The organism is Streptomyces sp. NPDC054849 (genome assembly GCF_053610945.1).
In genome coordinates this window covers 1-26,205 of sequence record NZ_JBSGZI010000030.1, presented here as the reverse complement: position 1 = coordinate 26,205, position 26,205 = coordinate 1, and the positions used below count along the sequence as shown (strand labels likewise).

Sequence of the window (26,205 nt, the reverse complement as noted above, 5' to 3'; positions counted from 1 at the left end):
TTTCCCTTCTCATCTCCGCACGGGCCGACGCCGTACGGAAGTCAGTCGCGCGGCCCGGAGCCTGCGACGCAGATCCCGGACCACGCCCCGCAGCGTCCTTCCCCGTGGCGCCGCGGTGCGTCAGTAGGCACCGAAGTACTCACGGTGCTCCCATGCGGTGACGTCCCCCGGGGCGGTGGGTGGGGCGGTGGCCTGCCACTGCTCGAAGCGGGACAGCTCGGTGCGCTTGAGCCGTACGAGGCAGTCGTGGAGGTGCTTGCCGAGCAGGGTGCGGGCCAGGGCGCTGTCCTCCGCGGCCGCGACGGCCTGCGCCAGGTCCCGTGGCAGGGCGGCCGCCGAGTCGGCGTGCGGGTCCTGCGCCGGGCCGCCCGGGTGCAGGCCGCGTTCGATGCCGTCGAGGCCCGCGGTCAGCTGGGCCGCGAGGTAGAGGTACGGGTTGGCGCAGGGTTCGCCGATGCGGTTCTCCAGGTGGGTGGACTCCTCGCCCGGGCCGCCCAGTACACGCACGAGCGCCCCCCGGTTCTCCGCGCTCCACACGATGCGGTCGGGGGAGAGGGAGAACGGTCCCTGAAGGCGCCGGTAGCCGTTGACGGTGGGGACGGCGAGCAGCGTCGTCCCCCCGGCGTGGGCGAGCAGCCCCGCGACGTAGGAGAGGCCGAGGGGGGACAGCGGCCCGCCGCCGTCCCGCGGTACGAAGGCGTTGGTCTTGGCTGCGGTGTCGAAGAGGGACTGGTGCAGGTGCCAGCCGCTGGGGTCGAAGCGGTCCAGGCCGGGCAGTGCCATGAAGGAGGCGTGGTACCCGAGGCGGCCGCAGATCTGCTTGGTCACCGTACGGAACAGCAGCATGGCGTCGGCGGCGTCGAGGCCGTTCATCGGGCTGAAGGTGAACTCCAGCTGCCCCGGCCCGGACTCGTGCTCGACGGTGCGCAGGGGCAGTCCCAGCTCGCGCAGCGCGCGGGCCAGCGGGGTGATGACCGGCATCAGCGCGTCGGTGAAGGTGTCCAGGTTGAACTGGTAGCCGCCGTTGACCGGTTCGACCGCGGGCGGCTCCCCCTGGATCCCGAACCCGCCGACCGAGGCACCGGTCACCGACCCCGTCAGCCGGGTCAGGTACCACTCGACCTCCAGTCCGACCACGTACTCCAGTCCGCGCGCGGCGGCGCGCTCGCAGGCGCGGCGCAGCACGGCCCGGCTGGACAGCGGGTGCGGGCTGCCGTCGCGCAGGTACTCGTCCGCGACGACCCAGCCGGTGGGGGCCTCGGTGTGGGGCAGCACCCGGAAGGTGAGCGGATCGGGGACGATCAGGAAGTCGCCGGCGCCGGTGAGCTCGGGGACGCCGATGCCGCCGCCGTCGGCGAAGAAGTCGACGCCCACCGCATGGCCGGTGTCGAAGACGAACGGGCCCGGGCTCATGTCGATGCCGTTGTGCAGCACCGTGCGGAAGGACTCCACCGTGAGCGTCTTGGAGCGCATCAGCCCGTGCGGGTCTCCGAAGCCGACGCGGACGAACTCCAGTGACTCCAGCGTCGCTTCGAGCTCCTGCGCGGCGGCCAGCCGGGCCTCGTCCCACAGGCCGTGCCGGTGCACGAAGCCGACGCTCCCGGTGTCGAAGCGCCCGTACGGCCGCTCGGGGACGCCTGGCGTGGTGGGGGCCTTGGTCATGTCGTTTCCTCTTCCGGCCGTCGTGCGGCGAGTCGCGGGTACCAGTGGTGCCAGGGGGCGCTCTGCTCCAGCTGGCGGGCGGCCGCGAGGACCCGCGTGTCCTGGTGCAGCGGGCCCACGAGCTGGAGGCCGACCGGGAGGCCGGCCGGGGTGAGGCCGGCCGGCACCGAGACGGCGGGCTGTCCGGTCAGGTTGAAGGTGTAGGCCTCGGGCGCCCAGGCCAGCCAGCCGGGGGGCCCCGCGGGCGGCGCGCCGGGCGGCGGGGGCGGTGCGTGCCGTTCCGCGGCGAACGGCCCGATGCCCACGGTCGGCATGGCCAGCAGGTCGTACCGGGTCATCAGGGACAGGCTGCGGGCCCGCAGGAGCGCACGGCACTCGTAGGCCCTGGCCAGGGCGGCGGCGCTCAGACCGCGCCCGTGCCGGATCACCTCCAGCCGGTCCTGGTCGAGCAGTGCGGTGTTCCCCGGCTCGTCGTACGGGAGCGCCGCCGCCTCCCAGCCGGCCAGGATCGTCACCAGGGCGGGGTACGGGTCCTCGAAGGGCGGCTCGATCTCCTCGACGTGGTGCCCCCGGCCGGCGAGCTTCTCGACGGCCTGCCGGGCGATCCGGGCGATCACGGGGTCCGGGCCGGGCCCGCCCAGGGAGCGGATCCAGCCGATGCGCAGCCGTGGCAGCCGGTCGGCCGCCGCGTCCGGATCGGCGCCGACCTCCCCGGACAGGCCGAAGGACAGCGGGTCGTCCGCGTCGAAGCCGGCCATCACCGACAGCAGTTCGGCGGCGTCCGCGACGCTGCGGGTGAGCGGTCCCAGGTGGGAGAGCTCCTCGGCGCTCTGCGGCACGTAGGGGACCCGGCCGAGCGAGGGCTTGAACCCGACCACGCCGCAGAACGCGGCGGGCACCCGGATGGATCCGGCGCCGTCGGTTCCCGTCGCCCCGACCCCGATGCCGACGGCCACCGAGGCGGCCGCTCCCGCGCTGGAGCCGCCGGGACTGCGGCTCAGGTCCCAGGGGTTGCGGGTGGGGCCCTGGAGCCGGTTCGTGCCGGCCGCCGACCACCCGCCCTCGGAGGTGTTGGTCTTGCCGACGACGATGGCGCCGGCCGCGCGCAGCCGGGCGACGGCGGGCGCGTCCCGGTCCGGCACCGTGTGGGCGTTCAGCAGGGAGCCACGGGTGGTGCGGATGCCCGCGGTGGCCGTGAGGTCCTTGACCGTCACGGGCATGCCGAGCAGCGGTCTGCCGCACCAGGCGTCGCGGCCCTCCCGGTGCAGCAGCCGGTCCGCGGCCCGGGCCTCGGCGGTCGCCCGCTCGCGCGCGACCGTGAGGAAGGCGCCGATGTGCGGCTCCCACCGGTCCAGCAGCCGGAACGTGCCGGCGACGAACTCCGAGGGGAGCAGGCTGCCGTCGCGGTAGAGGGCGCGGAGCGTGCGGATGTCGGCGAACCGGGCGTCGTCCGCGGTGCGCGCGCCGGGGGCGCGGACGTCGGTCTCAGGAGGCATGGAAGTCCCGGTACCAGGCGTTGTCGAAGTCGCAGACCGTCAGGTTCCGGTCTGCGGCGGCCTGGTGCACCATCGCCTGCACCCGCCCGACTGCGGTGGCCGTGCGCAGGTGGGCCAGCTCGAACGGGTCGCCGCCGGTGCGCATCAGCCGCAGGTCGTACAGGCCGGGCCGGAAGCGGCCCTCCAGCACGATGCCCAGCGGTACGCGCAGCGCGTGGCGCACCCCGAAGGCGACGTGGCCGGTGTGGTGCTGGTCGGACCAGTTTGTGATGTCGGGCATCCCCGGTGCGAAGAACCAGTCGTCGCGGCCCTGCTCCTCGTCCGTCCACGACATGCTGTGCGGCAGGTAGTGCCAGGTGTTGTAGCGCATGCGGGCGCTGTACGCGGACAGGGCCGTGGCCAGGCCCGCCCGGTCCGCGCCGAACCTGTCGCGGAAGGACCGGCCCGCCGCCACGCAGCAGTAGAAGTCCCGGGTGGCCAGGGCCGCCCGGCGCTCGGCGGGGATGCCGCTGTGCAGGACGAGGACGTCCTTGGGGCCGCGCCCCATCACCACGTCGCAGTCCAGGGCCTCGGCGACCGTCTCGAAGAACCGGTGCAGGAACCCTTCGTACGCCGTGGTGAAACCGGCGGGAACCGGCCCCGCGGTCACCCGCTCGACGAGGCCGCGGGTGTAGGAGTCCAGCTCCCCGGGGGTCGCGGCGTACGGGAACGGCTGTCCGGCGGCCTCGGCGAGCAGCGCGGTGAGCCCGGGGGGCAGTTCCGCCCAGGTGACCGGCTCCGTCATGCGCCGCTCCCGCTTGTGCAGGGACGCGCCGTTGATCTCCCGGTAGAAGACCGCGCCGTCGGCGATTAGGGCCGCGCGGGCGCGGGCGCAGGCGCCGGACAGCAGGTCGAGCCCGGCGCCGGCGGGTAACCCGCTGATGTCGGGGAGCGGGTCGCCGTACGCCGATATGCGCTCCCGGAGGAACTCTCTGAGCACGTCGGGGGCGAGCTGGATGCCGTTGAACTCCTCCGCCCGGACGGGGGAGCCCGAGGAGATGAGCGCGTGCACGCAGGCGACGAAGGTGGCGTCCTCGGCCGTCCAGCGTGGCACCGGGGTGGCGCGCAGGGCCGTGAGGACGGAGCCCTCGGCGCCGGGGGCCATGGAGCGGCCGGGCAGATTGCTGAACCGGCCCAGGTTGCTGTAGCAGCGCTCGCCCACGTAGAGCATGACCGGGGCCATGTGGACGAGGGCGTGGGAGATGGCATCGAGGCGCGCGTGCACCTGCGCGGGGTCCAGCGTGGCCATCCAGCGGTGGATCTCCTCGAACTGGAGCCGCTGGACCTCCTCGGCCAGGTTCCACAGACGGCCCAGCGACTCCGGCCGCGCCTGCCACTTCAGCGTGCCGAGCGGGGCGGCGCCGGCCTCCGGGCCGGGGCGGTCGCCGGCGGGCACGACGCGCAGCCGCCCGGTCTCCGTGAGCAGCAGCAGTTCGCCCTCGGCGGTGTCGGTGGCGGTGTCCAGGCCGGCCGCGTGGGCCTCGGCGAGTTCCAGGTACATGCGCTCGCCGAGGCCGAGGGCCGCCCTGCCGACCTGTTCGGGGATCATCCCGTCGAGCGTGGCCGCTATCCGTACGGCGTCGGCGGCCAGCCCGCAGCTGCGGGCCCGTTCGGCGGCCGCTTTGACCTGGGTGTCGAATCCGGGCGTCTTGAGAAGCATCGCGGTCACCTCTTCCGGAGGGCCGGCTCACCCGAGGGCATCGCGCGTCCAGGCGGACTCGTGACGGGTGAAGCCGATGTGGGGGTAGTAGTCGACCGCGGCGGGAGCGGAGAGGAGCACGAGCTTGGCCCGCGGCGCGGCCTCGCGGGTGGCCCGGATGAGGTCGCGTCCCACGCCCCGGCGCTGGAAGGCGGCGTCGACCGCGATGTCGCTGAGGTAGGTGACGTACGCCCCGTCGGTGATCGACCGGGCGATGCCGATCAGCCTTCCGTCGAGGCGGGCGGCGATCACGAGGTTGGCTCCGGCGAGCATCCGGGTGAACCGTTCCACGTCGTCCACCGGGCGGCGTTCGGCCAGGGTGGACGCCCGGTAGAGGGCGGCGGCCTCGGCCACGTCCAGGCCGGCGCCGGCGACGGGTTCACACGTCCACATGGCTCTGCAACTCCTTGCTCAGGCGGCTCAGCCGGGCCTTCAGGTGGTCGCGGTTGCCGAGGAACCGCCGCGGGTTCAGCTGTTCGCCGCCGACCTCGACGCCGCGGGCGGCGAGGGCGGCGGCGAGGGTCGATTCGTTCTCCCAGGCCTCGGTGGCGGCGGCCTGGACCAGCCGGTACGCCTCCTCCTGGTCCCGGCCCCGGGCGACGAGGTCCACGAAGACCTCGGAGCTGTAGACGAGGCCGCGGGTCGCGTCGATGTTGCGTGCCATCCGCTCCGGGAAGACCCGCAGCCCCGAGAGCAGTCCCGCGGCCGACACCAGCTGGTAGTGCGCGACGGTCAGGCTGTCGGGCAGGACGATGCGCTCGACGGAGGAGTGCGCGAGGTCCCGCTCGTGCCAGAGCGCGACGTTCTCGTAGCCGGCGCCGGCGTTCGACCGCAGGATCCTGGCGAGGCCGCACAGCCGTTCGCTCGTCGTCGGGTTGCGCTTGTGGGGCATGGCGCTGGATCCCTGGTAGGCGCTGGTCCGCGGCTCGTCCACCTCCCCCACCTCGGTGCGCTGGAGCATCCGCATCTCCAGGGCGAACTGCTCCACCACCGCGCCTGTCACCGCCAGCGCCGAGAGCAGCTCCGCGTGCCGGTCGCGGGCGACGACCTGGGTGGGCATGTCCTCGATGCCCAGCCCCAGTTCCCCGCAGACGAACTCCTCCACGTACGGGGAGATGTGGGCGTAGGTGCCGACGGGTCCCGAGAGGGTGCCGACGGCGACCGCCGCGCGGGCCGCGGTGAGGCGTTCGATTCCGCGGTGCATGGCGAAGGCGTGCACCGCCAGCTTCTGGCCGAATGTGGTGGGCTCGGCGTGGACTCCGTGGGTGCGGGCCACGCAGACGGTGTCCCAGTGTTCGAGCGCACGCGCCGTGAGCAGTTCCAGGAACGTTCGGGCGGCGTTCAGCACGAGGTCGCAGGAGCGGGCCAGGGTGAAGCCGAGGGCGGTGTCCACCACGTCGTAGCTCGTCATCCCGTGGTGCACCCAGCGTGCGGAGGCCGTGGGCATGGTCTGCGTGTAGGCGGCGAGGAAGGCGAGGATCTCGTGGTCGCGGGTGAGTTCGAGCTCGCGGACCCGGGCCACGGACGGGACCGGGGCGTTGCGGATGTCCTCCAGCGCACGCCGGTCCACCACGCCGAGCTCCGCCTGTGCCGTGCTCGCCAGGACCTCGACCCGGGCCCAGGTCGCGTACTTGCGTTCGTCCGTCCAGAGTGCGGCCATCTCCGGACATGAATAGCGTTCGATCAACGACACTTCTCCTTGGTTCTCGGTCGGGCGCCGGGACGCACCGCGTGGGGGGGCTTGCAACCGGGTCGCGGCAGGGCGATCAGCCGGTGAAGCTGAGCACCGTGGGCGCGGCGGGCTCGCCGGGTGTTCTTCCACCGGTCCCGGGACCGGTGGTGTGCCGTGCGGCGGGCGGCCGCGGCGGAGCCGCATACCAGGCCGCGAGGGCGCTCTGCACCGCCGCGTGCCGGGCCTGGGCCGAGTCCACGTCGAAGGTGAGCTCGCGGGCGTAGAGCCGGACCAGCGGGTGGTAGGCGAAACGCACGCCGCTGGCCTCGATGAAGTCGGCCTCCAGCAGGTGCTGCGCGGTCAGCCGCTCCAGCAGCTCCTCCGTGCTGTCCTGTGGCAGGCCGAGCGCGGCCGCGGCGACGTGCACGGGGAACGAGTCCGTCTCCAGCAGGCTCAGTAGGCGGAACGCTCGGCGCTCGGCGTCGCCGAGCGCGGCCTGGCCGACCGCGAGACTGGCCCGGACGCTCAGATTGCCCACCTGCAGCTCGTCCAGCCTGCGCCGGGTCGAGGACATCCGCGCGGCGAGGTGGCGGACCTGCCAGTGCGGGCGCTCCAGCAGCCGGGCGCCGACGATCCGGATCGCCAGCGGGAGCCGGCCGCAGTACTCCACCAGGTCGGCGGCGGCCTGCGGTTCGGCCGCGAGCCGGGCCGCGCCGATGATCCTGCCCAGGATGTCCCGGGCCTCCTCGGTGGAGAGCAGGCCCAGCCGGGTGTGGCTGATGCCGCCCAGGGTGGACAGCATCTGCAGGCTGGTGACCAGCGCTGCGCAGGTCGGGGACGCGGGCAGCAGGGGCTCCACCTGGGCCTCGTCGCGGGCGCCGTCGAGGACGATCAGGGCGCGGCGCTGGGAGAGCAGACCCCGGTAGAGCGCGGTGAGTTCACCGGTCCCGGACGGCACCGCCGAGGGACTGACCCCCAGGGCGCGCACCAGCTCGCCGAGGACGTCGTGCGCCGGCCGGGGCCCGTGCTCGCCCTGGAGTTCCACGTACAGCTGCCCGTCGGGGAAGGCGGAACTGACGGCGTGCGCCACCCGGACGGCCATGGTGGTCTTGCCGACGCCCGCTTCCCCGTACAGCGCGAGGGTACGCGGAGGATCACAGTCCCGTACCGCCGGCCCCTCCGGCGGTGTGTACAGCAGCCGCCGGATCAGCCGGGACTCGATGTCCGGGCGGGCGAACTCGGCGAGGCGCGGAGGGAGGGTGAAGGGAGTGGCCGGGTGCCGGACCGGATGGAGGGCGGAGGGCTCCGGCTCCCATACCCCCTCGTCCGCGGCGGGGCCGGCGAGGATCTGCCGGTGTGCCGCCCGCAGTTCCTGGCCCGGGTCCACGCCGAGCTCGTCGGCGAGGACACGGCGTGCCTCCTGGTAGGTGCCTAGCGCCTCCGCCTGTCTCCCCGCCTGGTACAGCGCCTTCATCAGCCGGCTCCAGGCACTCTCGCGGAAGGGGTGCTCGGACACCAGCGCCCGCAGCCGGGGCAGGACCTCGGCGTGCCGCCCGACCGCCATCTCGGCGTCGGCCCAGTTCTCCGTGGCGTTGAGCCAGCGCTCCACCAGGGCCGCTCCGTCGCCCTGCCGCAGGTACTCGGAGGGGACGTCGACGAGCGGGGTCCCGCCGGCCTCGTCCATCGCCGCACGGAACAGGCGCGCGCGCTCGGCCGGATCACCGGCGGTCTCGGCCTGCCGTAACGCGTGGTTGAAGCGGTCGAGGTCGAGCCGGTCGCCGTCGGTGAGGATGGCGTAACCGGAGGCGCGGCTGACGACGACGTCCGCGCCGAGCACCTTGCGCAGCCGCGCGATGTAGCCCTGGAGCGTCTTGCGCGCGGTCGGCGGCGGGTCGTTGCCCCACAGCTGCTGCATGAGTTCTTCGGATGTCACCGCGCGGTTGGCGCGCAGGAGCAGAGCGGCCACGAGGACCCTGTGTTTGGCCTGTGGAATTTCGACGGCACGTCCGTTCCGCCATATGGTCAGCGGACCGAAAACGCCGAACTGGAGATCGTCCAGCATGCATTTCCCCCGGTTGTCGCACCGGACACACGTGAAATCAGAGCCCCCGCTCGTTCCCGTGTGTCACTGGAGTCGAGAACTGCTCTCGGAGATCTTCACGACATCATGGGCGGCGAGTTCGGAGAAGAGCTCGATGATGTCGTCGACGACGGATTCACGATCGATGTCGTATTCCCGGGCGATCAGCGTCGCAATATCGCCCACTGTCCGGATTCCGTCGATCTGGCGCCAGATGTGGGCGGCGGAGTCGGTGAGCTCGAAGAAATGCCGGTACCCGCCGACGACCGTCGTACCGCGGTGATTGCGGATCTTGACGTTCAGGGGGAGGGAGGCGACGGAACCCGGACCGACCGTGACGGGGGCCGCGTTGCCTTCGGGCGCCATCAGACCGACACCTCCATGGAGATCCGCTGGCAGACGGCGACGGTCTGCTCGATCCACTTCTGCGGGTTCTCGGGGTCGAAGGAACGCATCGTCTCGATGGCCCAGTACTCCTCGAAGGGGAGAAGGGCGGGGTCCACGATCTGCATCCGGCGGGCCCGCCACTTCGGCCACAGGCTGCCGAACTGACCCTGGCTCGCGGTCAGCGCGTCCACCGCGTGGTTGAAGGCGTTACGCGAGGCGATGACCGCGCTGTACAGGTCTCCTCGGGCGATCTGACCGGCCGTGTCCTCGGTGTAACCATCCGCCTGCTTGAGGGAGTTCACGATCAGCACGGACCGGTGGGCGGAGTCGGCGAGCCGGGTGCGGAGGGATTCCAGCCAGCCGCCGGAGTCCGCGGCGGCCGCGTAGGGAAGGCGCTCCAGCAGGGCGATCTCGTGGTAGCTGAGGGTGCGCCAGGTGCCCTGGTCGTCGCCGAACTGCTCGTTGGTGATCTTCGAGAGGACCTGCTCGACCTGGCCGGCGGTCCAGTACTCGACGTCCCAGCGGCGGCCGTCGACGAAGATCTGCTCGTACTGGAGGGTGTTCGGCTCCAGCGCGACGTGGTTGGTCTCGCCGATTCCGCTGACCCAGGGGTCCCGGGTGACCACGTGGACGTCCAGGTCGCTCGTGGGGTTGCCCCAGCCCCGGATGAGGGATCCGCTCGTGAACACGGTGTCGTAATGGGGTGGAAGGAGCGATCGACTACTGAGCTCGGCTATTACCCCGGATACGTCATACGTCATGGAGTACTACCTTTCCCGTTGCAGGCCCGCGATCGCCTGAGATCATCAGGGAGGGCGGACGTCTGCTCACCCTAGATCAAGTCGGACGCACCGCCTTGAGCAAGGTGGTCAATTTCGGACTCTAACAACGATCTTGAGGGCCACGCCGGACGGCAAGGGTGCGATGCCGGCCACAGGACGGTCGGACCGGAATCGCTACTGCACAAACGTACTGCCCGTACGCCGGGTGCCTGCCGACTCGAATCTGGCACATAATCGCCTCCCCCTGGCCGATTCGATGCGGAGCGCTCCGCGAGAATGTCGGGAAACCAACCTCTGCCCTGTTCCGGTCACCTGGGCGGTCACCCGTGCGCGGCACAGTGTCCGGCCGGGCGGTGGTGCGGCGGAGGTGTGGGGGAGGTACGCGGGATGGGCCGGATCGGGTCTCGACAGGCTTTCGAGTATCCCTCTGAACGGGGTTGATGCCGCGGGGTGTTGTCGGCCACTCTGGACGGGTCGGTCTCGACAACCCGTGCGGACCGACGGCGATCCGAACCGCTTTGGAGAACCCGAATGCCGACCACCGTCCAGCGCAGGGGAACCCCCGCCGCCGCAGGCCGAACACACCGGACCGGCTGCTCACGACGACCACAGGCGAGCCGTCCGCACCGTCCGGCCGCCGGACCACGCAGAGAATTCTGACCTCCCCGCCGGCCGGGCCCCGTACGTCCCTCACTTCGACGACACCGCCGTCCAGCGGGCGGCGAGCGCCGCGGCGAGTGAGATGCCGGCGACCGCCACCGGGACCGGCCCCGGCCCCCGGAAGGCGACCAGCCATCCGATGGCCGCCGGGAAGACGATGCTGCCGACCATCGAGGACGATGCGGCGAATCCGGTGACACGCCGGTCCCCGCCCGCCTCCGCGATCCACGCCAGGCCCGTGGGGAACACCGGCCCGAGCGCCAGCCCGGCCACCGCGTAGCCGATCACCGTCGCCCCCGGAACGGTCGCGAGCAGCAGCCCGCCGGCCGTGCCCAGCAGCCCGAGGGGCACCACGACGGACGCCGACACCCGGGACGCCAACGGGAACATCAGGAACTTGGTCAGGGTGGTGCCCGCCCAGAACGCGGCGAGAACCCGGGCCGAGGCCGGCTCCGAGAAGCCGGTGTCCACGATGTGTTTCGCCGCCCAGCTGGCGATCCCGGTCTCGATCCCCCCGTAAAGCCCGTAGAGAAGGAAGAACCCCGCGAAGGTCCGGACGGACCGGGGCGCGACGGCGGCGGCGGAGACGTCGGCGTCCACGGCCGGGGCGCGATACGCGGCCACCTTTCCCACGCGCAGGCACAGCAGCGCGCCCACGGCCGCGACGAGGAACCCGTAGGGGCGTCCCTGCGGAATCGAGATGCTCGCCACGAGGGGGCCGGCGATCGTGCCGGCCGCAAATAATCCGTTCACCAGGTTCACAAGTGAAACGCCGTCGTCCTGTCGCGCAAATATGCTGTTCACAGCCAGGATCAAGGCGCCCGAACCACATCCCGAGAGGAGACAGGAAGCGGCCGCGATCCATAATTCTGACGAGAAAAAGATCCCGGCGCTGCCGAGCGCATAAAGCAGCACGCTCGGCAGAATAATCCTGCTTTCAGGCAGCCGGACCGCCGACGTGAGCACCATGGCGGCCAGGGCCCCCGCGAAGTAGGACGTGATGAGCAGGGAGGCGCCGCCCGCGCCTGCCCCGAAACGGTCCTCGAAGAGCGGCAACAGGGGCCCTGTACTGGACTGCGAGATCCCGACGAGGAAGAACGCGGCCAGCGCGGCACCGAATCCCGGAGCATGTCTCAAACTTGCCTTCTCCGGCCGGAGCACTGCGGGAATCTTCTTCACCGAACCACCTCTTCTGCCGGGCGCGGATTCCGCTTCGACGTGCCGTCGAGCGCGCTCACAAATATCACAGGCAAAACCGACGATGAGAAGTGGCGCGGCTCACACAGATATTTTGCGGGAAGGGTGGCGGAGAGCCGGAGAAATCTCCTACGTTCGCATCAGGTACAGCTCACCATTGCCTCTGCAATCATGAACGGGGAGTACCTCATGCGTATTGCCGTAACTGGTGGAGACGGATTCATCGGCCGTTACGCGGTCGAGTACCTGCGGGAGAACGGGCACGAGGCGTTAGCCGTCGACCGGGCCTCCGGCATCGACATCCTCGAGGACAAGCTGGAGACCGCGCTCAAGGACGTGGACGGGGTCGTCCACCTCGCGGGCGTGCTCGGCACCGACGAGCTCTTCGACATGGTGGAGACGGCCATCGACGTCAACGTCAAGGGCACCTACCGGGTGCTCGAGGCCTGCCGCAAGAACGAGGCCCGGTTCGTCGGGATCACCATGCCCCAGGTGTGGAAGAACGTGTATCAGACGACCAAGCTGTGCGCGCAGAACCTGTCGTACGCCTGGCACGAGAACTTCCAGGTGCCGGTCAGCCACGTCCGCGCGTTCAACGCCTTCGGCCCCGGACAGAAGCACTACGGCGTCCAGAAGATCCTGCCCACCTTCGCGCTGAAGGCGTGGCGCGGCGAGGCCATCCCGGTGTGGGGCGACGGCACCCAGACGGTCGACCTCGTCTACTCCGCCGACCTGGGCCGGATGCTCGCCGACGCACTGCAGTTCGGCGACTGCGAGGTGTTCGACGGCGGCACCGGCGTCGCCTTCACGGTCAACGAGGTGGCGCAGATGGTCCTGGAGGTCACCGGGTCCAAGGCGGGCATCGAGTACCTCCCGATGCGCAAGGGCGAGACCAAGACCGACCTGGTCGCGAAGGGCGACGGCTGGGAGAAGCTCGGCTGGCGGCCCGAGTTCCGCTCTTCCGACCTGGAGGAGACGGTCCTGCACTACCGTCGTTTCGCCACCGAGGCCTGACCGCATCCTGACCACAGAGTCCCGACCCGAGTCCCGACCCGAATCCTGACCGAGCCCGGGCGGGCCCTCCGGTCCCGCCCGGTCCCGTCGATCCGAAGGTGCCATGGATCTCTTCACCGCCGCCCTCGACCACCTGCCCACGACAGTGCCCGGCAGAGCCGACGCGGCACTGAGCGTCCAGATCGTGGCGCAGGGCCCGGACGGCGAGCGCACCTGCTCCGGCGTGGTCCTCGGCACCTCGGACGCGGTCGGCCGCTGGCACGGCGACGTGCCGGCGGCCGACGTGCGCCTGGAAGTCCCCTACGACGCAGTGCGCGACGCGGCCTCGGGCAGCACGCTCGGCACCGGTCTGGTCATGTCCGGCCGGGTGCGGATGCTGGGCGACTGGCCCGCCCTGGCAGCGTTCCGCGGTGCCGTGCGCGGAGCGGGCCTGCGTGCCTACCTCGACCGTCTCGCGGCGGCGCCGCCCGCCGCGGACGGCGGTCCGGCCGCGAACGGGGCCGGACCGGCCGGCGTGCGCGAGCTGGTCGCCGTCCTGGCCGCGCCCAACGACGAAAACGGCGAGCTGAGCGTGATGGCCCGGGAGCGCTCCCGCACGGCCCTGGACCTCGTGCGCTCCGCCCCGGGTGCCCGGCTCGTGCTGACGGGGGGCTTCGGCGCCCAGTTCAACACCACCGACGTGCCGCACTGGCGGCACTGCGCACGCTGGCTTCGGTCCCAGGGCATGGGCCCGGACGAGGTCGCCGACCGTCTGGAGACCCGCCACAGCTCCGACGACGTGCTGTTCCTGCGCGAGCTCGCCCGCCGGCACCGCACCGACCGCGTCACCGTCGTCACCTCCGACTACCACGCCGCCCGGATCCGCTACCTGCTGGACCTGGTGCTCCCGGCAGCCGTCGTCCGGGCGGTGGCGCATCCTTCCCTGTCACCCGCGCAGCAGGCCGGTCTGCGGGCACACGACGAGGCGGCCCTCGCCAAGTCCGTTGCCGCAACGCTGTTGTTCGGGCCCGACCGTCTTCTCGCCCCGCTGCGCGTCACGGTGGAGGATGGTGCCGAACGCTACGCACCGGCAGGGGCCTGACCCACCGCCCGACCAAGCGCCCGACCGGACGGCCGGTCTCGAGCGACCGGCCGCCGCCCTCGCACCCGCACCCGCACCCGCACCCGGAGGCTCTGTGACCGACATCCCCTGCGACGCCGTGCTGTTCGACCTCGACGGCGTACTGGTGCGGTCGATGGGCCTGATCGAGCGGATCCTGCGCGAGTGGGCGACGGGGCACGGTCTGGACACCGACGCGGTCGTCGCCCTCTCGCACGGCCGCCGCGACATCGACCTCGTACGTCTGGTCGTACCGCACCTCGACGCCGAGGCGGAGACCGCCCGCATCACCCGACGCGAGGAACGCGACTTCGCCGGGCTCGAAGCGGTGCCCGGCGCCCCTGAGCTCGTCGCGGCCCTGCCCCCCGACCGCTGGGCCATCGTCACCTCCGGCACCCGGGCCGTGGCGCTGGGCCGGCTGGACGCGGCGGGCGTGCCGCGCCCCGTCCACCTGGTGGCCGCCGAGGACATCACCAGGGGCAAGCCCGACCCCGAGGGCTACATCCGGGGGGCCGCGCTGCTGGGCGTGGACCCGGCCCGCTGCGTGGTGGTGGAGGACGCCCCGAGCGGCGCCGCGGCGGCCGCGGCGGCCGGCATGCGCTGCGTGGGCGTCGGCGGTGCGGTCACCGGCCCCGCGGTGCGGCTGGCCGCACGGGTGGCGGACCTGCGTGCCGTCCAGGTTCTGAACGGGCCCGGCGCACCGGTACTGAGGATCTCCGACCCGACCGGGAAAGGCCCCGCAGCGTGAATCACGTCATCGCACTCGACGTCGGCGGTACGTCCATGAAGGCGGCCCTCATGGCAGAGGACCACACCCTGCTGCGGCAGGAGCGCCGGCCGACTCCCGTCTCCGAGGGACCCGAAGCCACCGTCGCGGCCCTCGTCGACTTCACCGCGCATCTGCGGGAGTACGGGGAACGCGCCTACGGCCGCGGCGCCCTGGCCGCAGGTGTGGCGGTGCCCGGCTTCGTCGACGAGGCCACCGGCACGGCCGTATACGCGGCGAACATCGGGTGGAGCGACGTACCGCTGGGCGCCATGGTCGCCGACCGCCTGGGCGGGGTCCCGGTCGCCGTCGGCCACGACATGCGCACCGGCGGACTCGCCGAGGCCCGGCTGGGCGTCGGCCGCGGGCTGGACCGCTTCCTGTTCATCGCTCTCGGCACCGGGATATCCGCCGCCATAGGGATCGACGGCCGGTTCGAGGCGGGCTCCCACGGCGCGGCCGGGGAACTGGGCCACGTCATCGTCCGGCGGGGCGGCCGCCCCTGCAACTGCGGCCAACACGGCTGCCTGGAGACGGTCTCCTCAGCGTCCGCGGTGGCGCGTGCCTGGGCGGAGGCGTCCGGCGAGGCCGGGGCGAGCGCCGCCGACGCCGCCGGCGCCGTGCTCCGCGGCGATCCGCGGGCCCGGGCCGTCTGGGACGAGGCGGTCGCCGCGCTCGCCGACGGCCTGACGATCGGGGTACAGCTCCTCGATCCGCGCGCCGTGGTGCTCGGCGGCGGCTTGGCCGAGTCGGGCGAGCTCCTGTTCGCCCCACTGCGCCGGGAGTTGGCGGCCCGGCTCCCGCACCGGGCACCCCTGCCTTCCCTCGTACCGGCCGAACTGGGCGACCGGGCGGGCTGCCTGGGGGCGGGCCTGCTCGCCTGGGACGCCCTGGCGCGGACCACGCGTCCGAAAGACGGGACTTCGACGACACGGCCTAGCCTGGGGGCATGACCAGCGAGATCAGCGAGACCGGCAGGGACGACTTCCACGCCACCCTGCACTCCCTGCGCGTGTGGGACTCCCCGCTTCCCGGCTTCGACACCGGGGCCGCACCCGGGGAGCCGCTGCCGCTGTTCCGGGAGTGGTTCGTGCACGCCGCCCGGGCGGGCCAGCCGGAGCCGCACACCATGAGCCTGGCGACGGTGGACGGCGAGGGGCGGCCCGACGTACGGACCCTGATGCTGCACGACGCCGACGCGCGGGGCTGGCACTTCGCCTCGCACGCCACCAGCGCCAAGGGCGTGCAGCTGGCCCTGCGGCCGGAGGCGGCGCTCGGGTTCTACTGGCCGACCGTGGGCCGGCAGGTCCGGATCCGGGGCCATGTCACCGCCTGCGGGCCCGAGGAGAGCCGGGCCGACCTCGCCGTGCGCTCGCGCGGGGCGCTCGCCGCCGCGCTCACCGGGCGGCAGAGCGAGGTCCTGGAGTCGGCCGAGGACCTGATCCGGGCGTCGGAGCGGGCCTGGGAGCGGGCCGGCGCCGAGCCGGGCGCCCCGGCGCCGACCTGGACCCGGTACGTCCTGGCCCCGGCCGAGGTGGAGTTCTTCCAGGGCGACGCCGCCCGCCGCCACACCCGCCTGCGTTACCGGCGGGCGGCCGAGGGAGCGGACTGGGTGCGCGAGCTGCTGTGGCCGTAGGGCCCCGCCCGCGCCGCCCGCGGGGGCGTACGTGCCGGTGGACGCGCGGGCGTTGACCGTCGGTGCAGCGCGCGGCGGACCGTCGGTGCAGGTCCGCCGCGCGGCGGGATCCGCGTGCAGGGTTAGGGTCGGCCCGTGGACGCTGCCGAACTCGACCGACGCACCCGCATGCACACCGAATGCGTGCCACCCGACATGGTCACGTACCTCCTCGACCACGGACACACCGACGTGGTGCGCGACCTGGCCCGGGACGGCGAGTGGTTCTGCGCCCGGGCCTGGGCGCAGGTCCTGGCCGACCAGGGCCGACGGGAGGAGGCCCTGGAGGTGCTGGCCCCGTACGTCGAGACGGGCTGGTGGACCGCGGCCGGCCGGGCCGCCGGGATGCTCGACGCATGGGGCCGCGGCGAGGAAGCCATCGCCCTCGTCCGCCCGTACGCGGAGGACGGTGAGCGGTTCGCGCTGCGGGACCTCGCACTGCTGCTCGCCCGCCACGGCCGGGGGGAGGAGGCGTACGTCCTGCTCCGCCCGCACGTCGGGGACTGGTTCCTCGCCGAAGCCCTGGTCGAGGTGAGCGCCGGGCTGGACCGGGACGAGGAGGTGGCCGGCCTGCTGGCCGCCCGCTTCGCACCGGAGCGTACGTGCGACCGCTGTGGCAGCCCGGAGTGCGGCCGGCGGTCCTTCGAACCGCACAACGCGGTGACCCTGCTGGCCATCGTGCGCGAGCGGCAGGGCAGGACGGACGAGGCGGTCGAGGTGCTGCGCACGCACGGGATCGTCTCGGTGAACGGCATCGACCCGCTGGCCGCACTGCTCGCCCGGCACGGCCGGATGGACGAACTGCGCGCCTACGCGGCGACCGACTCCGGTGAGGACGCCGCGCCTCTCCTCGCCGAGCTGCTGGAGGCCCGCGGGGACGTGCAGGGCGCGGTCGAGGTGTACCGACCGCTCGTGGCCGGCGGTTCGCCGCACGCGGCGGTGCGGCTCGCGGAGCTGCTGGCCCGGCACGGCCGGGGCGACGAGGCGATCGAAGTGCTGAGGACGCTGCCCGCCTCGCACGGCGGCCACGCGGACTGGGTCCTGGACCCGCTCTCCCGCCTGTACATCGCCCAGGGCCGCGCCGAGGAGGGCTTGGCCCACTTCGCCGCCATCGAGGACCCGGCCGACTGCGAGGAGTGGGATCTGCTGCGGCTGCGGGCGGACCTCCTCGCCGCCCGGGGCTTCCCGGAGCAGGCGGTGGAGGAGCTGCGCGCACACCCCGAGGGCGGCAGCACGTACGCATCGGAGCAGGTGGCCAGGCTGCTGTCCGGCGTCGGACGGCCGGAGGAGGCCGTCGCCGTCCTGGACCCGGACGTCCCGGAACACAGGAAGGAACTCGCCGCGCTCCTCATCCGACTGGGCCGCGCAGCGGAAGCCGTGGCCGTGCTCCGCCGGCCGCTCCCCGCCGTCCCGTCCGGGCCCGGAGCCGTCCCGTTCGGGCCCGTCGAGTACGGCGACCGCCCCTCCTTCTAGGCGGTGTACGGGGTGAAGACCGGGTTCCAGATCCCCTCCGCCGCCTCGCGGAAGGTCACCGTCAGCGGCATGCCGATGCGCAGGTCCGCCGCCTCGCAGGCCACCACCTCGGTCATCATCCGCGGGCCCTCCGCCAGGTCGACCACCGCCGCCGTGTACGGGACGCGCGTGCCGAAGGGCGGGAGGTCGTTGCGGTGGATCACCGACCAGGTGTAGAGGCTCGCGCGGCCGCTCGCCGTCTCCCACGCCACCCGGTCCTCCCCCGCCCAGCAGAAGGGGCAGAACTCGCGCGGGTAGTGGTGCGCCCGCCCGCAGTCCCCGCAGCGCCGCAGCAGGAGCCGGCCCTGGGCCGCCGCATCCCAGTAGGGGCGGGTGAACTCGTCCGCCTCCGGGAGGTCGTAGCGTGCCGCCCCGCCGCTCACAGGAAGAGTCCGATCGCCGCGTCGAGGGACCATGTCTGCCAGGACATGGCGAGCAGTGCGACGAGGGAGATGAGCGCCATCATCGCGTTCTGCCCCTGCTCGGCCCAGTCGTGGATCATCAGCACCAGGTAGAGCAGGTTCAGCAGCAGCCCGCCGACCAGGGCGATCGGGGTCAGGAAGCCGAGCACCAGGCCCAGCCCGAGGGCGAGTTCCGCGTAGACGACGAGGTATGCCATCGCCTTGGGGCGCGGCGCGACGACCCGCTCGAAGCCACCCTTGACGAAGCTCCAGCGGTGCTTGCCCGCGACGTCGGCCGCCCATGCGATGCCGGTCCCGCGTTCGAACCAGCCCTTCTTGTCCTTGTGCCGCCAGCTCTCCAGCCACCACAGGCCGAGGCCTATCCGGAGCACGGCGAGCCATTCGGCCCCACTGAGCCAGATGGTCTGCATCGGCAGCCCCCACCCCTCTCGCGATCGCCACGCGCGATCTGACGGGACGTCAGTTCAGCGGATGCGGGGCGATCCCGCAAGGCCTCGGCCGGCTACGGGTTCGCGAAGAGCCTGCCGTAGCCGTCGATGCCGGCGGTGGCGGAGCCGGCCGCGCGCAGCGCCGCCCACAGCAGGACCTGGTTGGCGGTGAGGACGGGACGCCCCAAGGTGGCCTCCAGGGCCCCGATCGCCCCGACGGCCCGGAAGCCGTTGCCGCCGATGACGACCGCTTCGGCCTCGTCGGGCACCTGGGCGGCCACCCGGTCGTGGAGGGCGTCCGGCCGGATGAGCGCCTGCCCGCTGGGGAGGTCACACGGGGCCGCGTACGGGACACCGAATCCGGCCTCCTCGTAGTAGCCCCGGCCCAGGTCGTTAAGCGTGGCGTCGAACCACGGCGGATCGACGAGGGCGAGCCGCTCGATCCCCAGGACGCGCAGCGCCTCGACCGTGGCGGCGCACGGGGCGACCACGGGCAGGCCGCGGGCCCGCTCCCGCAGCCGGCTCAGCAGGTACGCCTCGCCGCGCGCCCCGATCACGTACGCGGAGCTGGTGAAGGCGAAGGCGATCGCCGCCACCGGTGCGGCGGCGAGCAGCTCGGCGGCCTCGTCCACGTGCGGCGGCTCGGCGAAGGCCCGCACGGGGGCGAGCGGGATGGTCGGGTCCATCACGCCGCCCCGCCCGATCCCGCCGAAGGGCACCCGGGCGAAATGGAGCCCCACGTCCGCCGGGGCCATGGCACGCAGCTCCGACTCCGGTCCGACGTCGGCGTGGGGGGTGAGGACGCCGAGGCGGACGCGCACGTCCCACCCGTCGGGCTGCCACATCACGCACTCCTCTCGTGGGGCGGAATGCACCACTTTGTCAGCACTTTGTCAGCGTTCAGTGCACCGTGACGCCGAGCCGCGCCGGACCGGCTGCCGCCCGTGACCGATCCGCAATCGATTCCCTCCTCGTCCGAGACCCATCAACGCAGCGTGGCGATACGATCACCCGTCATGCCTGCAGTCCCCGAAGCACTCGACATGACCACCCAGCCCCGCCCCGTGTACGTCATCGGGGCCGGCCCCGGCGGCCTCGCCGTCGCCGCCGCGCTGCGCGCCCGCGGGGTCCGCGCGGTGGTCGTCGAGAAGTCCGACGAGGTCGGCGCGTCCTGGCGCCGGCACTACGACCGGCTCCGCCTGCACACCACGCGCCGGCTCTCCGCCCTCCCTGGCCTGGCCGTGCCGCGCCGGTTCGGGCGCTGGGTCTCCCGCGACGACGTCGTGCGCTACCTGGAGAAGTACGCCGAGTTCCACGAACTGGAGCTGGTCACCGGCGTCGAGGTGATCCGGATCGAGCCCGCCCCCGAGGGGGAGGGCGGCTGGACCCTGCACGCCAGCGGCGGGCGGGTGCTGTCCGCCGCGGCCGTCGTCGTCGCCACCGGCTTCAACCACACGCCCGCACTGCCCGACTGGCCGGGCCTCGACGCGTACGACGGCCGGCTGCTGCACGCCGCCGACTACCGCAATCCCCAGCCGTACGCCGGCCAGGACGTCCTCGTCGTCGGCGTCGGCAACACGGGCGCCGAGATAGCCGTCGACCTCGCCGAGGGCGGGGCGGCGCGAGTCCGGATCGCCGTGCGCACCGCCCCGCACATCGTGCGCCGCTCCACCGCCGGCTGGCCGGCCCAGCGCACCGGGATCCTCGTCCGCCGGCTGCCCGTGCGGCTCGTGGACCGGCTGGGCACGCTCGTCGCCAGGGCGTCGGTCCCGGACCTGTCGGCGTACGGGCTCCCGCGCCCCACCACCGGCCTGTACAGCAGGGTGAAGCAGGGGTCGATCCCGGTCCAGGACGTCGGCCTGATCGACGCGGTCCGCAGCGGCAGGGTGGAGCCGGTGGCCGCCGTCGACTCCTTCGACGGCGCCGAGGTGGTGCTGGCGGACGGCTCGCGGATCACCCCGGACGCGGTGATCGCGGCCACCGGGTACCGCCGCGCACTGGAGGGGCTGGTCGGCCACCTCGGAGTGCTGGATGGGCGGGGCCGGCCCCGTACGCACGGCGCCCATACCCCCGAGCAGGCCCGCGGGCTGTATTTCACCGGCTTCACCAACCCCATCAGCGGGATGTTCCGGGAGATGGCCCTGGACGCGGAGAAGATCGCCAAGGCGGTGGCCCGGCAGGCGGCCCGCGGGAGCGCCTGACGGACGGCTCGACCGCCGTACCGCCCACCGCAGGCCGCCCACCGGACGGCCGGACGGCCGGACCGCCGGACGGCCGGACCGCCGGAGGGCCGGACCGCCGGAGGGCCGGACCGCCGGAGGGCCGGACCGCCGGAGGGCCGTCCACCCGCCGATCGCCCACCCTCAAGCCCTCAGACGCCCGCGCCCTCAGGCCGCCCGTCCGACGGGCGACCGGGTCGGCGATCTAGGCCGGAACGGCACTCTGGACCCGCCCCGAGGGTTTCTGCCACCGTTCCACACATCACCTCCACCAGCTTTCCTGCGCAGCCCTGTTCCTGACGGCACGTCAGTTCAGTAATCTGACTACACGTCAGTTATTGAGTTCCATCGAGGTTCATCGAGCAGGAGCGGGCGGAACGATGCTTGGATCTACTCACGGCACCCTCACCACCGACTTCCGCGCACGTGTCGAGGCCTGCGGGGAGTCCCCCAGGACGGCCGTCCACTCGTCGGCGGCGCCCTCCGCCGACGACGCGGTCGCCATGGACGTCAGCGGACGGCCGCTGCACGCCGACGTACCCGACCTGGACCGGTTCTTCCGGCCCGAGTCCGTGGCCGTCATCGGCGCCTCCGACACCGAGGGCAGACCGAACACCGGCATCACCCGCCAGCTCATCGCCTGGGCGGAGCGCGTCGGCGCCCGGATCCACCCCGTGCACCCCACCCGCCCCACCGTCTTCGGACGGGCCTGCCACGCCTCCGTGGCCGACCTTCCCGAGCAGGTGGACCTCGCCGTCCTCCTCGTCGCCGACCCGCTTCCCGTCATCGAGGAACTGGCGGAAACCAAGGTGAAGTTCGCCGTCGTCTTCGCCTCCGGCTTCGCCGAGACCGGCGACGCGGGCGCCGCCGCCCAGGCCCGGCTCGGCGCCGCCGTCGAGCGCTCGGGCCTGCGCCTGCTCGGCCCGAACACCAACCTCAACGCCTTCGAGAGGTTTCGCGACGACCTCGACGGACCGGCCATCGCACTGATCACCCAGTCCGGCCATCAGGGCCGGCCCGTCTACACCCTCCAGGAGCTCGGCATCCGGCTCTCCCACTGGGCGCCGACGGGCAACGAGGCGGACCTGGAGACCTCCGACTTCATCTCCTACTTCGCCGAGCAGCCCGAGGTCGGGGCCATCGCCTGCTACGTGGAGGGCCTCAAGGACGGCCGGTCCTTCCTGCTCGCCGCCGACCGGGCCGCGCGCAACGGGGTCCCGGTCGTCGCCGTCAAGGTGGGCCGCACCGAGACCGGAGCCCGCATGGCCGCCTCCCACACCGGGAAGCTGACGGGCGCCGACACCGTCGTGGACGCCGCCATGCGCCAGTTCGGCGTGATCCGCGTCGACGGGCTCGACGAGCTCCAGGACACCGCCGCCCTGCTCGCCCGGGCGCGCAGGCCCCAGGCCGACGGAGTCGTCGTGTACTCCATCTCCGGCGGCACCGGCGCGCACTTCTCGGACCTGGCCACAGAGGCGGGCCTGACCCTGCCCACCCTCGCGCAGGCCAAGCAGGACGAGCTCCACCAGTGGATCCCCGAGTACCTGAACGTCGCCAACCCCGTCGACAACGGCGGCCACCCGGTCGGCGACTGGCGCGGCCGCAAGATCATCGACGCGCTCCTCGCCGATCCGTCGGTAGGGGTCCTCATCTGCCCGATCACCGGCCCCTTCCCCCCGATGAGCGACCGACTCGCCCAGGACCTGGTGGACGCGGCGGAAGCCACGGACAAGCTCGTCTGCGTGATCTGGGGCTCCCCGGTCGGCACCGAGGACGCCTACCGCACCACCCTCCTCGGCTCCTCCCGCGTCGCCACCTTCCGCACCTTCGGCAACTGCATCACCGCCGTCCGCGCCTACCTAGGCCACCACCGCTTCACCGCCGGATACCGCTCCCCCTTCACGGACGCACCCCGCACGCCCTCACCCTCGTACCGCAAGGCGCAGGCCCTCATGCGGCCGGGCCAGCAGCTCAGCGAGCACGCGGCGAAGCAGCTCCTGCGCGCCTACGGGATACGGGTCCCCCGCGAGCAGCTGGTGACGAGCGCGGCGGCCGCGGTCCGGGCGGCCGGCCTGGTCGGCTACCCGGTGGTGATGAAGGCCTCGGGCCCGCAACTGGGCCACAAGACGGAACTCGGCCTGGTGAAGGTCGGGCTGACCTCCGCGAGCCAGATCCGCGACGCGTACCGGGAGCTCACCGACATCGCCCGCTACGAGAACGTCCCCCTGGACGGCATCCTCGTCTGCCAGATGGTCGAACGCGGCGTGGAGATGGTCGTCGGCGTCACCCAGGACGACCTCTTCGGCCCCACCGTCACCGTCGGGCTGGGCGGCGTCCTCGTCGAGGTCCTGCACGACGCGGCGGTCCGCGTCCCGCCGTTCGGGGAGGACCAGGCCCGCGCGATGCTCACGGAACTGCGCGGCCATGCCCTCCTGGAGGGCGTACGGGGAGCACCCCCGGCCGACGTGGACGCCCTGGTGGAGGTCATCCTGCGGATCCAGCGCATGGCACTGGAACTCGGCGACGAGCTCTCCGAGCTGGACATCAACCCCCTGATGGTCCTGCCCCGCGGCCAGGGGGCGGTGGCCCTGGACGCCCTCGCCATCTGCCGCTGATCCACGGACTCCGGTCCCGCCGGCGTTCGAGGCGCGGGGCCCGGGCAGCGCCCCCGGCAACGGCGCCGCACCCGTGCCCCGGCACCGGCCGGCCCACCACGAACGGAAGCGACCCATGACCCGCGCCCGCGAGGACGAAGTCCTGCACCGCACCGACAACGGCGTCTCCTGGATCACCCTCAACCGCCCCGAGGCCATGAACGCCGTCACCTGGGCCCAGCGCGAACGCGTCATCACGCTGCTCGCCGAGGCCTCCGCCGACCCGGCGGTCCGCGCCGTCGTCGTCACCGCCACCGGCAAGGGCTTCTGCGCGGGCGCCGACCTGCGCGGCGCGCCCGCCCCCGCGGGCGACCGCGTCGCCGGGGACGTGGCCCGCATGATCCGCCTGGGCGCGCAGCGCCTGATCACCGCCGTCCTCGACTGCGAGAAGCCGGTCGTCGCCGCCGTCAACGGCACGGCCGCCGGCATAGGCGCCCACCTCGCCCTCGCCTGCGACCTCGTGATCGCCGCCGAACCGGCCCGCTTCATCGAGGTGTTCGTCCGCCGCGGGCTAGTCCCCGACGGCGGCGGCGCGTACCTGCTCCCCCGCCTCGTCGGCCCGCAGAAGGCCAAGGAGCTGATGTTCTTCGGCGACGCCGTCCCGGCGGCCGAGGCCGAGCGCCTCGGCCTGGTCAACAAGGTGGTCCCGGCCGAGGAGCTGGAGGAGACCGCCCGCGCGTGGGCCGAGCGGCTCGCCCAGGGGCCCACCCGCGCCCTCGCGCTGACGAAGCAACTCGTCAACGCCTCCCTGGACGGTGACCGGGCGGCCGCGCTGGCCGCCGAGGCCACCGCTCAGGAGATCAACATGAGCACGGCCGACGCGAACGAGGGCGTGGCGAGCTTCGTGGAGCGCCGCACGCCGAAGTACCTGGGCCGCTGACCGTGCTCCGGCGGCTCACATCTGCGGGTCGGGCTTGAGCAGCGCGAACACCGCACCGGCCGGGTCCGAGGCCCACGCGATCCGGCCGACCTCGGGCACGTCGGCCGCCGGCATCAGGACGGCGCCGCCCTTCCTCTCGATCGCCGAGACGGTGGCGTCCACGTCCGTCACGTGGAAGTACGGCACCCAGCGGGGCACCATGCTCGATCCTCCGCCCACGCCCTCACCCTGTTCGGCGACCCCTCCGAAGGAGGTGTCCTGCTGGTCGCCCTCGGCGGTGCTCAGCACCCGGTACGTCATCCCGGGCGCCTCCATCTCGGAGTGCCGCCAGCCGAAGAGTCCGGAGTAGAAGGCGATGGCCGCCATCGGGTCGGGTACGTGGAGCTCCGCCCACACCAGCGAGTTCTCGGCGGAGGTCAGCTGCAGACCACCGGTCTTCCCGGGCTGCCAGCAGGCGAACTCGGCGCCCTGCGGGTCGGTGAACTGCGCCAGCCAGCCCTCGCCCATGACGTCCATGGGCTCCAGCCGGACCGTGCCGCCCCCGGCCCTCACGCCTTCGGTGGTGGCCTGGATGTCGGGGCTCATGAAGTGCACCATCCAGGCGGACCGGGCCCCCTCCTCGGTGAGCGGCCCGATCGCGGCGACGGTCTTCCCGCCCACGTGGAAGAAGCCGTACCCGCCCGCCTCGGGCCCTGCGGAGACGAAGTCCCAGCCGAAGACGGCTCCGTAGAACACGGCGGCCGCCCCGGTGTCGGGGCTGCCGAGGTCGAGCCAGTTGGGTGATCCGGTACGGAAGTCGGTGCCGAGCATGCGTGGGTCCTCCCGGGGGTACGGCGGCGCTACGAGGTCGCTGCCACGATGCCGAGCCCCCGCCCCGACCCGGGCGTACGGCCCGGCGCAGGCGGGACGGTTCACCCGTCCGGCGCAGCGAGCGGGCTCGCCGCAGCCCCGGGCCGCCGAACCCCACGCCGCCGGCCCCGCGCCGGCTTCCGGCGCGGCTGCCTGCCGTCCATCGCCCGGCTTGTCCAGCTCGCGGCGCACTTCCTCGTCCCGCACCTCCCCACCGCGCACCTCCTCGGCCCGCCCCTTCCCGCCCGCCCCTTCCCGCACGTCACGGTGCCGCCTCAGCCGCCCCCGCCCCTTCCTATCTGACGAACCGTCAGGTTCAATCGTCGGTGTGATGGGACACGCAGGGATGGCGGCCACCGTCGTCCGATACCTCAGGTCAGTCGGCTCCCCCACCTCGGCCTCGGCAGAGCGGGAACCCGAGTCCGTCGACGCCCTGCCGCGTCCCGATCTGCGCGCCGTCGGCGAGGACGAGCGCGCGCCGGTCTCCCCCGCCGAGTTCCGGGCCGTGCTCGGAAACTTCGCGAGCGGGGTCACCGTCATCACCGCGCCGGCCGGGGAGGACGAGCACGGACCGGCTGGCTTCGCCTGCCAGTCCTTCGCCTCGCTGTCCCTCGACCCGCCCCTGGTCACCTTCATGGTGGCCCGTACGTCGACCACCTGGCCGCGGATCGCCCGCGCCGGGGTGTTCTGCGTCAACATCCTCGGCGCCGAACAGGGTGAGCTGTGCCGGTCCTTCGCCGTCAGCGGCGCGGACAAGTTCTCCGGGGTGACCCACACCCCCGCCCCCGTCACCGGATCCCCGCAGCTCGACGCCGTGCCCGCCTGGATCGACTGCCGGATCCAGGCCGTCCACACCGGCGGCGACCACCTCATCGTCGTCGGCCGGGTCGTGGCCATGGGCGCGGCCGGCGAGGGCGAACCGCTGCTCTTCCACAAGGGCCGGTTCGGCCGGTTCGGCCGAAGCGGCGACTGACGCGAGGGCCCCGTACACGAACGCCGGCGGGGCTGAGAAC

Annotated in this window: 23 protein-coding genes; 10 read left to right on the top strand and 13 right to left on the bottom strand. The window is 73.0% G+C overall.

The window, feature by feature from the left end; translation table 11 throughout:
• Nucleotides 1–120: 120 nt before the first annotated feature.
• From ACWGIF_RS16030 to ACWGIF_RS15990, 9 genes are all read right to left on the bottom strand, one after another.
• Nucleotides 121–1,662 carry a glutamine synthetase family protein gene (locus ACWGIF_RS16030; protein ID WP_453497041.1) on the bottom strand — a complete coding sequence of 514 codons (1,542 nt, stop codon included), beginning with the start codon at nt 1,660–1,662 and terminating at the stop codon, nt 121–123.
• A complete protein-coding gene (locus tag ACWGIF_RS16025) occupies nt 1,659–3,158 on the bottom strand; it encodes an amidase (protein WP_453497038.1) in 1,500 nt (499 codons plus the stop codon). Before ACWGIF_RS16025 ends, ACWGIF_RS16030 begins: the two co-directional genes overlap by 4 nt.
• On the bottom strand, nt 3,148–4,857 hold the full coding sequence (locus ACWGIF_RS16020) for a hypothetical protein (RefSeq protein WP_453497035.1): 1,710 nt from the start codon (nt 4,855–4,857) through the stop codon (nt 3,148–3,150). The genes ACWGIF_RS16025 and ACWGIF_RS16020 overlap by 11 nt, the downstream gene beginning before the upstream one ends.
• Nucleotides 4,858–4,884: 27 nt before the next feature.
• Nucleotides 4,885–5,289 carry a GNAT family N-acetyltransferase gene (locus ACWGIF_RS16015; protein WP_453497032.1) on the bottom strand — a complete coding sequence of 135 codons (405 nt, stop codon included), beginning with the start codon at nt 5,287–5,289 and terminating at the stop codon, nt 4,885–4,887.
• Nucleotides 5,276–6,589 carry an adenylosuccinate lyase gene (purB, locus tag ACWGIF_RS16010; protein WP_453497029.1) on the bottom strand — a complete coding sequence of 438 codons (1,314 nt, stop codon included), beginning with the start codon at nt 6,587–6,589 and terminating at the stop codon, nt 5,276–5,278. Before purB ends, ACWGIF_RS16015 begins: the two co-directional genes overlap by 14 nt.
• 73 nt (nt 6,590–6,662) lie before the next feature.
• Nucleotides 6,663–8,630, bottom strand: coding sequence for a BTAD domain-containing putative transcriptional regulator (locus ACWGIF_RS16005; RefSeq protein WP_453497026.1), 1,968 nt, complete (start codon nt 8,628–8,630; stop codon nt 6,663–6,665).
• A gap of 63 nt (nt 8,631–8,693) precedes the next feature.
• Nucleotides 8,694–9,014 (bottom strand): PqqD family protein, encoded by a 321-nt coding sequence (locus tag ACWGIF_RS16000; RefSeq protein WP_453497023.1) that lies wholly within the window; start codon nt 9,012–9,014, stop codon nt 8,694–8,696.
• Nucleotides 9,014–9,724 (bottom strand): hypothetical protein, encoded by a 711-nt coding sequence (locus tag ACWGIF_RS15995; RefSeq protein ID WP_453497020.1) that lies wholly within the window; start codon nt 9,722–9,724, stop codon nt 9,014–9,016. Before ACWGIF_RS15995 ends, ACWGIF_RS16000 begins: the two co-directional genes overlap by 1 nt.
• A 783-nt stretch (nt 9,725–10,507) precedes the next feature.
• A complete protein-coding gene (locus tag ACWGIF_RS15990; protein ID WP_453497017.1) occupies nt 10,508–11,656 on the bottom strand; it encodes an MFS transporter in 1,149 nt (382 codons plus the stop codon).
• 207 nt (nt 11,657–11,863) lie between these two features.
• On the opposite strand from ACWGIF_RS15990, the gene ACWGIF_RS15985 reads away from it, so the two are divergent.
• The 6 genes from ACWGIF_RS15985 to ACWGIF_RS15960 all read left to right on the top strand — a co-directional run bounded on the left by ACWGIF_RS15985 (nt 11,864) and on the right by ACWGIF_RS15960 (nt 17,701).
• Entirely contained in the window at nt 11,864–12,688 is an 825-nt protein-coding gene (locus ACWGIF_RS15985) for an NAD-dependent epimerase/dehydratase family protein (RefSeq protein ID WP_453497014.1), read from the top strand.
• A gap of 103 nt (nt 12,689–12,791) precedes the next feature.
• Complete coding sequence (locus ACWGIF_RS15980) at nt 12,792–13,769, top strand: YdcF family protein (RefSeq protein ID WP_453497011.1); 978 nt, start codon at nt 12,792–12,794, stop codon at nt 13,767–13,769.
• Nucleotides 13,770–13,863: 94 nt separating this feature from the next.
• Nucleotides 13,864–14,535 carry an HAD-IA family hydrolase gene (locus ACWGIF_RS15975; RefSeq protein WP_453497008.1) on the top strand — a complete coding sequence of 224 codons (672 nt, stop codon included), beginning with the start codon at nt 13,864–13,866 and terminating at the stop codon, nt 14,533–14,535.
• Entirely contained in the window at nt 14,532–15,506 is a 975-nt protein-coding gene (locus ACWGIF_RS15970; protein WP_453497005.1) for an ROK family protein, read from the top strand. Before ACWGIF_RS15975 ends, ACWGIF_RS15970 begins: the two co-directional genes overlap by 4 nt.
• Nucleotides 15,503–16,189, top strand: coding sequence for a pyridoxine/pyridoxamine 5'-phosphate oxidase (locus ACWGIF_RS15965; protein WP_453497002.1), 687 nt, complete (start codon nt 15,503–15,505; stop codon nt 16,187–16,189). The genes ACWGIF_RS15970 and ACWGIF_RS15965 overlap by 4 nt, the downstream gene beginning before the upstream one ends.
• 135 nt (nt 16,190–16,324) lie before the next feature.
• Nucleotides 16,325–17,701 (top strand): tetratricopeptide repeat protein, encoded by a 1,377-nt coding sequence (locus tag ACWGIF_RS15960; protein WP_453496999.1) that lies wholly within the window; start codon nt 16,325–16,327, stop codon nt 17,699–17,701.
• On the opposite strand, the gene ACWGIF_RS15955 is transcribed toward ACWGIF_RS15960, so the two are convergent.
• The 3 genes from ACWGIF_RS15955 to ACWGIF_RS15945 all read right to left on the bottom strand — a co-directional run bounded on the left by ACWGIF_RS15955 (nt 17,698) and on the right by ACWGIF_RS15945 (nt 19,435).
• Nucleotides 17,698–18,156, bottom strand: a complete 459-nt coding sequence (locus tag ACWGIF_RS15955) for a Zn-ribbon domain-containing OB-fold protein (protein WP_453496996.1) — start codon at nt 18,154–18,156, stop codon at nt 17,698–17,700. The two genes, ACWGIF_RS15960 and ACWGIF_RS15955, sit on opposite strands and share 4 nt — an antisense overlap.
• On the bottom strand, nt 18,120–18,572 hold the full coding sequence (locus ACWGIF_RS15950; RefSeq protein WP_453496993.1) for a DoxX family membrane protein: 453 nt from the start codon (nt 18,570–18,572) through the stop codon (nt 18,120–18,122). The genes ACWGIF_RS15955 and ACWGIF_RS15950 overlap by 37 nt, the downstream gene beginning before the upstream one ends.
• Nucleotides 18,573–18,664: 92 nt before the next feature.
• Entirely contained in the window at nt 18,665–19,435 is a 771-nt protein-coding gene (locus tag ACWGIF_RS15945; RefSeq protein WP_453496990.1) for a maleate cis-trans isomerase family protein, read from the bottom strand.
• Between the two features lie 171 nt (nt 19,436–19,606).
• Between ACWGIF_RS15945 and ACWGIF_RS15940 the strand changes: the two genes are divergently transcribed.
• The 3 genes from ACWGIF_RS15940 (at nt 19,607) to ACWGIF_RS15930 (ending at nt 24,343) form a co-directional block, all read left to right on the top strand.
• Nucleotides 19,607–20,791, top strand: a complete 1,185-nt coding sequence (locus ACWGIF_RS15940) for a flavin-containing monooxygenase (RefSeq protein ID WP_453496988.1) — start codon at nt 19,607–19,609, stop codon at nt 20,789–20,791.
• Between the two features lie 398 nt (nt 20,792–21,189).
• Nucleotides 21,190–23,424 carry an acetate--CoA ligase family protein gene (locus tag ACWGIF_RS15935; protein ID WP_453496985.1) on the top strand — a complete coding sequence of 745 codons (2,235 nt, stop codon included), beginning with the start codon at nt 21,190–21,192 and terminating at the stop codon, nt 23,422–23,424.
• Nucleotides 23,425–23,539: 115 nt separating this feature from the next.
• Nucleotides 23,540–24,343: an enoyl-CoA hydratase/isomerase family protein gene (locus tag ACWGIF_RS15930; protein WP_453496982.1), complete on the top strand. Its 804-nt coding sequence runs from the start codon at nt 23,540–23,542 to the stop codon at nt 24,341–24,343.
• A gap of 15 nt (nt 24,344–24,358) precedes the next feature.
• Here the strand turns inward: ACWGIF_RS15930 and ACWGIF_RS15925 are convergent, their stop codons facing one another.
• Complete coding sequence (locus ACWGIF_RS15925) at nt 24,359–25,153, bottom strand: VOC family protein (protein WP_453496979.1); 795 nt, start codon at nt 25,151–25,153, stop codon at nt 24,359–24,361.
• Between the two features lie 385 nt (nt 25,154–25,538).
• Here ACWGIF_RS15925 and ACWGIF_RS15920 point away from each other — a divergent pair, with 385 nt between their 5' ends.
• A complete protein-coding gene (locus tag ACWGIF_RS15920; RefSeq protein ID WP_453497146.1) occupies nt 25,539–26,165 on the top strand; it encodes a flavin reductase family protein in 627 nt (208 codons plus the stop codon).
• The last annotated feature ends 40 nt before the right edge of the window (nt 26,166–26,205 follow it).